We start from the raw sequence: 7,659 nt of genomic DNA, 5'->3' as shown, positions 1-7,659 counted from the left end.
CGGTACGACACATGGCTGTGTCGCCGGGCAATTTCTTTTGGCGCGGCTGCGACGTGCCCATGGTGTACGGTGGGGCCTTCGCATGGAATGGAACCTGCTGGATGCACCTGCACCGTTTGACCTTGATGCTCGCCGTGGCCTTGGCACTGCCGTGCGCCGCACAGGCGGCCGCCCCCTCCAAGCCTGTCGTGGCCACGACTTCCGAAGTACGCGGGCCGACCGACCTCAAGCCGGGCGAGTACCTGTGGCATCCGGAAGTCTCGCCGGCCGGTCCGATCGTGCTGGTGGTGAGCCTGGATGAGCAACGGGCTTACGTGTACCGCAATGGCATTGCCATCGGCCTGACCACGATCAGCTCGGGCAAGACCGGCCATGAGACGCCGACCGGTGTGTTCACCATCCTGCAGAAGGACAAGGACCACCGCTCCAACCTCTACAACAGCGCACCCATGCCGTACATGCAGCGGCTGACCTGGGACGGCATCGCCCTTCACGGCGGCAGCCTGCCCGGGCACCCGGCCTCGCATGGCTGCGTGCGCCTGCCGCAGGCCTTCGCCCAGAAGCTGTTCAGCGAAACCAAGCGCGGCGATACGGTGGTCGTGGCCGATGCCAAGAGCGCGCCGATGACGCTGGCCTATCCGGCGGTACTGGCGCCGGTGAATGCACGCGGCCAAGCCCTGCCGGAAGGCGAGGGCGGAGCTCCCGACAAGGCCTGGTGGGATGATGCGGCGGCACCCAGTGGCCAGGTCGGCATCCTGGTCAGCCTGCACGACCAGCGCCTGTACGTGCTGCGCGATGGCGTGATGATCGGTGAGTCGCCGCTGAAGGCCGACGCGCTGCCAGCGTTCCAGGGCACCACCCTGTTCGTGATGGGCCAGGGCTACAGCGATACGCCCAGCCCGCTTGATGCACAGCAGCGCCTGCACCAGTGGACGGCGTATCCGCTGCTCGGCCAGGACCGCGCCCAGGCCACGCCGGACCTGCTGGCCACGCCGTCGTTGCCGATGGCCCTGCCGGCCGATTTCGCCCGCCAGCTGTACCAGGTGCTGGTGCCGGGCACGACCCTGCTGGTGACGTCGCTGCCGGCGGTGCGCCCAAGCGCGGCTGAATCGGGAATGCAGCCGGTCTTGGAATCAGAGCCGCCAGCGTCCACCCTCAAGGGATCCTGAGACCTCCCTACGTGCCCATGTCTGCTTCCCGCCTGTGCCGGCTGGCCGCCCTTGGCCTGCTGGCAACCACTGCCAGCGCCCCGGCCGGGGCACAGACGCCCATTGCCGCCATCAGCGCCGACGACCTCGCCGCGCAGCTGGCACGCACCGCGCCCAAGGCGGACCGTCGGGTTCTGCAGTTGGCTGCCCACGCCATGCGCTGCGCACTGCAGCGGCCGGAGCTGGGAGTCAGCAGTGAACGCCTGAGCGTGATCGATTACTCGCGGCCGTCCACCGAGCCGCGGATGTGGGTCTTCGACCTTGCCCGCCAGCGGCTGTTGTTCGAGGAGTGGGTGGCGCACGGCCGCAACAGCGGCGAGAACCGCACCCAACATTTCTCCAACCGCGATGGCAGCTTCATGTCCAGCATCGGTGCGTTCACCGCGCAGGAAACCTACATGGGCGGCAACGGCTATTCGCTGCGCCTGGCAGGGTTGGAGCCGGGGTTCAATGATCGTGCACGCGAGCGTGCCATCGTCATCCACGGTGCGCCGTATGTGAATCCGTCCACTGCGCAGTTGCAGGGGCGGTTGGGGCGCAGTCTGGGCTGCCCGGYGGTGCGGTTGTCGGTGGCCAAGCCGCTGATCGACGCGTTGCGAGGCGGCACGATGGTGTTTGCTTACTACCCCGACAAGGACTGGCTCAAGCACTCACAGCTGCTGGGCGRCGATTGCGGTACGGCTGCGGGTCTTGCAACGCGTTGATGCGTTGCGTCGCGCGGCATGATGCAATGCGCGCATGAACATCGACTCCCTGCTGCAGACCCCGAGCCAGGTGATTTCCAGCCTGGACTACCGCCGCGAACGCTGGCGCAACGGCCTCGGCTGGACCCGCGAGATCCTGCGGTTGCCAGCGCAGGGCGATGATTGGGCGTTGCGCCTGTCGGTGGCCGAGATCGAGCAGGACGCCGCGTTTTCCGCATTCCCGGGTGTCGAGCGCGAACTGGTGCTGCTGCAGGGCAACGGCGTGCGCCTGCGTTTCGAGGACGGCCGCGTAGCCGAGGTGCTGCCACCTCATGGGCGCGTGCGTTTTGCCGGTGAGGCTGCGCTGCACGGCGAGCTGGTGGACGGCACCACCCACGATTTCAACCTGATGTGGAAGCGCGGACTGCTGCAGGCCGAGCTGCTGCACCGTCCACTGGTCGGGCCGATGTTCTTCTTCTGCGAGCCGGGCGTGGCCTGGGCCCTGCACCTGTTGGGCGGGCAGGCCACGTTCGGCGCGGACAGCGGATTGCCTGCGATGCAGGCCGGCGATACCGCGTGGTTGGCCGCCGGTGAGCGTCAGCGGCATGCATTGCAGGGCGGCGGCGAGTTGTTGGCGATACGGGTGAGCGCGGCGGGCGGCTGAGCCAGCGTCGGCGCCCGGAGGCAATCATCCACGCATGGCGTGGATCTACTGCAGCATGGTTGTCACCCTGGATCCGCGTAGATCCACGCCATGCGTGGATGCAGCAGCCGATATCGCAGCAGGGTGCCAACAAGGGATCGCCGCCAGCCGTTCAGTAGATCCATGCCATGCGTGGATGCAGCAGCCGATATCGCAGCAGGGCGCCAACAAAAGTTCGCACCCACCAGGAGGCAATTCGCCCCAAACGTTCGCTCAATACACGTCGCGCCGGTAACGACCGGCCAGCAGCAGCGCTTCCTTGCCGTCGGCACCGAGCACCTGCTCGATCACCGCATCCACTGCCGGGGCCATGCCCTGCAGGCTGCCGCAGACCAGGATCGTCGCGCCGTCATCGACCCACTGCCGCAGCGTGGATGCTTCGGCCAGCAGGCGATCCTGCACGTAGCGATGTGCGCCGCCATCACGGCTGAATACCGTATCCAGGCGGGTCAGCGTGCCGCCGCCGAGCATCGCCTGCAGTTCATCGCCGAAGTGGAAATCATGCGCAGCCGAGCGTTCGCCGAACAACAGCCAGGTGCGGCCACCGCCAACGCGTGCGCGTTCGTGCAGGTGTGCGCGCAGGCCGGCGATACCGGTGCCGTTGCCGATCAGCAGCAGTGGAACGTCGGCGGCGACGCCATGGAAATTCTCGTTGCGGCGCAGGCGCATCTGTACCGGCCCGCCGATGACGGCGTGGTCGCACAGCCAGCCACTGCCGATGCCCGGCGTGCCATCGGCACGCAGCTGCCGGCGCAGCAGCAGTTCCACCGCGCCGTCGTCCATCACCGAGGCGATGGAGTATTCGCGATGTGGCAGGGGCTGCAGTGCCGCCAACAGCCCAGGCAGATCGCCTGCTGCAACCAATGACGGCAGGTGCGAGCGCGCAACGCGGGCGAGCAGCGTAGCGTCGTCGTCCAACACGGTGTCCGCATCGAAGCCCTGCGTCTGCAGCCAGTCGCGCGTACTCTGTTCGGCATGCTGCGGACCGACCTCGGCGATGTCACCGGCCTGCCACTGCGCGCCGCTGCCGGTCGGGGGCTGCAGGCGCAGCCAATAGACCGGACCACCGGCGCTGCCGGGGTTGAGGTGGGTACGCTGCAGCAGCGTCCACGGCTGGTACTCGGCCGGTGTCCAATCGGGAAGTTCGCTCGCGTCGCCGCCGAGCTGGCCAAGCAGTTGCTGCCAGTGGCGCAGGGCAGCTGGATCGGCGTTGTCGACTTCAATGGCATCGAACAGCGGATGTGCTCCGTGCTGGCGCAGCCAGTCGTGCAGCTGGTGGCCGAACGCGCAGAAATGCCCGTAGCTGCGATCACCCAGTGCGAGCACGCCGTACTGCACGTGGTGCAGCGGCGGCGGCGTGCCCATCACCTTGCGCAGGAAGGGCAGGGCATGGTCGGGTGCATCGCCTTCGCCGGTGGTGCTGACGATGAACAGTGCACGCGCGCTGCCCGCCAGCAGGGGGGCATCGACTTCGTGCAGACCGCGCAGGCGCACCGACATGCCGGCCGAGCGCAGAGCCTGCGCACTGCGCTCGGCCAGTTCGCGGGCGAAGCCGGTCTGGCTGGACCAGACCAGCAGCATCGGTGGGTTGCCGCCTTCGGACGTGTCGTCGTGCGGACGGCTGCGCCACCACAGCACGCCACACGCCAGCAGATACAGCGCGGTGGCGGCGAGCGCGATGCCCCATTGCCGGGCCGGCGGCGCACCCTGCCACCACGCTTCGCCCAGGTGCAGACGCAGCAGTGCCCCGCCGATCACGGCCAGCAGGGCCAGTACCATGACGTTGCCAACGGTCGCGCGCGGGAAACGCATGCTCATCCAGCCTGCTCATCCAGCAGCTGCTGGAAGGCACTGCTGAGGGTTTCGCATGGGCCATCGGCGGAGCGTTCCAGGTAGCGCACGGCCAGCCCTTCGCGTTCTGCCAGGGCGATGCCCGCGTCGCGACCGAGCACGGTCAGCGCGGTGGCCCACGCGTCAGCGTGCATCGCGTCGCTGGCGACCACGGTGACGGCGGCTGCGACCTGCCGTACCGGCGTGCCGCTGCGCGGGTCAAGGCTGTGGCTGTAGGCCACGTCATCGTCGTGATAGTGGTGCCAGCGATCGCCGGAGGTGGCCACCGCCTTTCCGTCCAGCGCCAGGACACGCGGTGGCGTTTCGGTGTGGGCATCTTCTTCCGGCGCCGACTCCACCAGCACGCGCCACGGCTGGCCGTCGGGCTTGCGGCCGTAACCGGCCAGTTCCCCACCGACTTCAATCAGTGCGGCATCGACACCCTGGCCGCGCAGCCAGGCAGCGACGTGGTCGACACCGAAGCCCTTGGCGATCGCCGAAAGATCCAGCTCCAGGCCACCGGGCTGCAGCAGCGCATCCTCCTCCCAGTGCAGGCGCTGCCAGCCGCAGCGTGCACGGGTTGCCTGCAACGTGGCGGCATCGGGTGCGCGCCGTGCGCCGGCATGGGCGCCGAAGCCCCACAGCGCCACGAGCGGGCCGACGGTGGGGTCGAACGCACCGCCGCTGGCTGCAGCGATGGCCTGCGCGCAGGCCAACACATGGCGTGTTTCGATGGGAAGCACGAGGTACTGACCTGCGTCGGCACGGTTGTAGCGGCTCAGGTCGGAACCCGCTTCCCAGGTGCTCATCTGTGCGACCACTTCATCCAGACGTGCCTGGATGCCAGCATGCAGTGGATGCAGGTCGCGCTGGCGCGGTACGACCAGTGACACGCTCCAGGTGGTGCCCATGGTGGTGCCGCCCAGCCGGGYGATGTCGAGTGCGGTAGAGGTCATSGGCATGCGTGGCAGGCTGCGATACCAGGGCGTGCCGGGTATCGCAGCGCTGTCTTTACTGCGGCAGCACTTCCAGCGTGGCGACGTAGCTGAGGCGGCGCTTGGCGGCCTGCTTGACCGAGGTCTTCTTGTCCTCGGTGCCGGTTTCCAGCCAGTACATGCCGGCTTCCGGCCAGGTCACCTTGATCTCGCCCTTGGCGTCGCTGGTCAGCTTCTGCTCGTCCTGCGCGTTGCGGTAGCGGGTGCCGCCGCGCACGATCTCGAACTCCAGGCCTGCGGTCGGCTTGCCGTCGACCAATACGCGGAAGGTGGCTTCCTCGCCGGCGAACAGGTCGTTCGGGTGACCGACGGCCACCAGTTCGATGCCGCGGTTGGTCGGCTTCAGCGCGGTGTCGTTCGGCGCCCCGTTGGTGACGAAGGTCTCCACGCGGCCTACCGACTGGCTCACTTCCAGCTTCTTCGCATCCTTGGGCAGTTCGCCGAAGGTAGCGGCGGTACCGCGCCAGCGCTTGCGCTCGCCGTTCAGCTCATAGGTGGCCGACAGGCCGTCGTTGACCGAGGCGATGCGGTAGGTGCCCTGCTGCTTCAGCTCGAGGTCGAACACGCTGCGGTACTTGCCGGTGGCCGCGTTCTGCGCCTGCACGGTGCTGCCATCCGGGGCGGTGATCACCACCGATTCCAGGCGCAGCGGCACGTGATTGAAGTAGAACAGGTCGTTGGAGACCGCACCGTCGACGGTGATCCACGGCGCGTTGCCGGCGATCACGGTCTGCGAGGGCAGCAGCCAGGCCTTGTGGGCCAGGGCAGAGAAGGGAAGGGCAGCGGCCAGAGCGGCGGCGAGGACGAGCGTGCGCTTCATGCGGAAGACTCCAGTTGGGAGGGAGCGGATCCCTTTCCAACGGAAAGGGCTCTGACCCCGAGGGTAGGGCGATGGGGTCAGAGCCCTTCCTGCGGAAGGGATCCGACCCCACTCAATCAGGGTTTGACGGCGAGGGTGACCTGGCCCAGTTCGGTGGCGCCCTGCGCGCGGCCGTTCTGTGCGGCGCTGGCCGGCCAGGTGAAGGGGATCTTCAGCAGTTCACGGCCGCCGACTTCGCGCACCGCTTCCACCACCAGGGTGTAGTTGCCCGGGGCCAGCTGCTTCAGTGCCGGCTGCTTGTCGTTGAACGACAGCGCGTGCTTGCCGGCCGGGCGGGTCGGGCCGGTCACGCCGTCCACCGGCACCTGCAGGGTGCGACCGCTCTTGCGCCACCACTGGCGCAGGTCGGGCAGCCACTTGGTGCCATGGCCTTCGCTGTTGCTGGTCTGCTGGTACCAGACCGACAGGTTGGCGGCGACCTTCTGGTCGGCGCCTTCCAGCCACACCGCCACGTACGGGCGGTGGTATTCGGCCACGTTGAGCTTGGGCACTTCGACGTTGATGTCGAGGGTGGTGGCGTAGGCCGGCGAGGTGGCCAGCAGGCCGCTTAGGGCGATGGTCAGGGTGACGCGCATGGGGCGGCTCCGGAAGAACGGATGGAATACACGGTGGAAGTCAGTGGATCAGCAGCAGGGCGATCAGCAGCGGGATCATCAGGCCCAGGCCGACCAGTGGCCAGGTCATGCGCCGCTGCCGCGCATGCAGGTGCAGCAGGAACAGGCCGGTGATGCAGAACACCAGGCAGGCCACGGCGAACACGTCCAGGAACCAGCCCCATGCGGGGCCGGCATTGCGGCCCTTGTGCAGGTCGTTGAGATAGGACACCGCGCCGCGCGAGGTGGATTCGTACTCCACCGCGCCGGTTTCGCGGTCGATGCTCAGCCAGGCGTCGCCGCCGGGGCGTGGCAGTGACAGATAGATTTCCTCGGCCGACCATTCGGCGGGTCGACCGCCGATGGAGATGCCCAGCTGATCGTCGAGCCATTGCCGGGCCGGGCGTGGCAGTGGTGCATTGCCGTCCTCGCGGGAGCCCAGACCGCCGAGCAGTTCCGTCGGCAGTTCCAGGTGCTGGTTCTGCACCTGTGGCTTGGCCTCGATCTTCGCCGCATGGTTCAACGTCAGACCGGTCACCGCGAACAGCAGCATGCCGATCAGGCAGACCGCAGAGCTGATCCAGTGCCACTGGTGCAGGGTACGCAGCCAGAAGCCGCGGCTCTGCTRCTGCACGGTGGAAGATGCGGGACGGCTCACGGCACGGTTCGGGACGGATGAATACTGGCCATTACATCATTGATGAGAATTGCTCGCAATTAGATGTCGTTGTGTATCTCTGAAGGGGTAGTGCCGGCCGCTGGCCGGC

The 7,659-nt window shown here is 67.7% G+C and carries 8 protein-coding genes; 3 read left to right on the top strand and 5 right to left on the bottom strand.

What is annotated here, in order from left to right; all coding sequences use genetic code 11:
* The first annotated feature begins 101 nt into the window (after nucleotides 1-101).
* Genes AB4Y84_RS08270 through AB4Y84_RS08260 form a run of 3 tightly spaced genes read left to right on the top strand, consistent with a single transcriptional unit; the run spans nucleotide 102 to nucleotide 2,555 of the window.
* Nucleotides 102-1,169 carry a L,D-transpeptidase gene (locus AB4Y84_RS08270; RefSeq protein ID WP_105164937.1) on the top strand — a complete coding sequence of 356 codons (1,068 nt, stop codon included), beginning with the start codon at nucleotides 102-104 and terminating at the stop codon, nucleotides 1,167-1,169.
* A gap of 17 nt (nucleotides 1,170-1,186) precedes the next feature.
* A complete protein-coding gene (locus tag AB4Y84_RS08265; protein WP_442249979.1) occupies nucleotides 1,187-1,912 on the top strand; it encodes a murein L,D-transpeptidase catalytic domain family protein in 726 nt (241 codons plus the stop codon).
* 34 nt (nucleotides 1,913-1,946) lie between these two features.
* On the top strand, nucleotides 1,947-2,555 hold the full coding sequence (locus AB4Y84_RS08260; protein ID WP_032975832.1) for a HutD/Ves family protein: 609 nt from the start codon (nucleotides 1,947-1,949) through the stop codon (nucleotides 2,553-2,555).
* Between the two features lie 252 nt (nucleotides 2,556-2,807).
* Here the strand turns inward: AB4Y84_RS08260 and AB4Y84_RS08255 are convergent, their stop codons facing one another.
* The 5 genes from AB4Y84_RS08255 to AB4Y84_RS08235 form a co-directional block, all read right to left on the bottom strand.
* Nucleotides 2,808-4,412 carry a sulfite reductase subunit alpha gene (locus tag AB4Y84_RS08255; RefSeq protein WP_394196251.1) on the bottom strand — a complete coding sequence of 535 codons (1,605 nt, stop codon included), beginning with the start codon at nucleotides 4,410-4,412 and terminating at the stop codon, nucleotides 2,808-2,810.
* Nucleotides 4,409-5,380, bottom strand: a complete 972-nt coding sequence (locus AB4Y84_RS08250; protein WP_442249978.1) for an FAD:protein FMN transferase — start codon at nucleotides 5,378-5,380, stop codon at nucleotides 4,409-4,411. Before AB4Y84_RS08250 ends, AB4Y84_RS08255 begins: the two co-directional genes overlap by 4 nt.
* Nucleotides 5,381-5,435: 55 nt before the next feature.
* A complete protein-coding gene (locus tag AB4Y84_RS08245; RefSeq protein ID WP_394196247.1) occupies nucleotides 5,436-6,239 on the bottom strand; it encodes a DUF4198 domain-containing protein in 804 nt (267 codons plus the stop codon).
* A 116-nt stretch (nucleotides 6,240-6,355) separates the two neighbouring features.
* Complete coding sequence (locus tag AB4Y84_RS08240) at nucleotides 6,356-6,874, bottom strand: DUF2271 domain-containing protein (RefSeq protein ID WP_394196245.1); 519 nt, start codon at nucleotides 6,872-6,874, stop codon at nucleotides 6,356-6,358.
* Between the two features lie 40 nt (nucleotides 6,875-6,914).
* Nucleotides 6,915-7,550 carry a PepSY-associated TM helix domain-containing protein gene (locus tag AB4Y84_RS08235; protein ID WP_442249977.1) on the bottom strand — a complete coding sequence of 212 codons (636 nt, stop codon included), beginning with the start codon at nucleotides 7,548-7,550 and terminating at the stop codon, nucleotides 6,915-6,917.
* Between the last annotated feature and the right edge of the window lie 109 nt (nucleotides 7,551-7,659).

The sequence above is a fragment of the Stenotrophomonas sp. 2YAF22 genome, from assembly GCF_052114665.1.
GTDB classification, from domain to species: domain Bacteria; phylum Pseudomonadota; class Gammaproteobacteria; order Xanthomonadales; family Xanthomonadaceae; genus Stenotrophomonas; species Stenotrophomonas indicatrix.
The sequence above is the reverse complement of the archived record's forward strand: the minus strand, read 5'-3'. Positions and strand labels throughout refer to the sequence as shown.